This is a genomic window from Virgibacillus carmonensis (assembly GCF_057836705.1).
This window is the reverse complement of sequence record NZ_JBYQFJ010000276.1, coordinates 1-594: the sequence shown is the minus strand read 5'-3', so window position 1 is coordinate 594 and position 594 is coordinate 1. Positions and strand designations below refer to the sequence as shown.

Annotated in this window: 1 protein-coding gene; it reads right to left on the bottom strand. The window is 42.8% G+C overall.

What is annotated here, in order from left to right:
* Nucleotides 1–574 (bottom strand): PTS sugar transporter subunit IIC (locus AC3G7N_RS21850; protein WP_489424225.1); only part of this gene is annotated, 574 nt, incomplete at its 3' end.
* Nucleotides 575–594 lie beyond the last annotated feature (20 nt).

The following is a 594-nucleotide window of genomic DNA, read 5'->3' as shown; positions in this document are numbered from 1 at the left end:
AAATTGGTGCAGTTAGCGCCCACCCCATCAAGACTGCGACAAGGATCCCCATAATAAACGGTTGCTGAGCTGTTGACCAATTGATCACTTCTCCAAACCAGACCATAAATGTATTAATTGGCGGGCCAATGAATGTGCCCGTCAGGAATCCCGCCAAAATCGTCACAAATGGTGTCACAATAATATCAACGCGGGTTTCTTTATATACCAATTTACCAAACTCCGTTGCAAATAAAGCAGCAACATAACTCCCAACCGGGCCGCCTAATTCCGCTCCGAATGCACCCCCAAAAAGTGCGGACAGTAACACTAATGGTGGTGCTTTTAATCCATAGGCAATGGCAACCCCGATGGCACCCCCCATAATCTTTGTATCCATCGCATATGATCCAATATCAATAAGGCCACTCTCAATATTCTGTGGAAGCCAGGGAGCTAATTGCTCACCGGTAGTTTTTATAATTAAGCCAATAATTAATGATGAAAAAAGTCCTAATGCCATATAGCTTAATGCAGTAATAACATATTCCTTCCAGGATAAGGATATCCCCTTACGTTTAAAAAACGCTTTCATTTTCATCCCCCTTTTTTGTG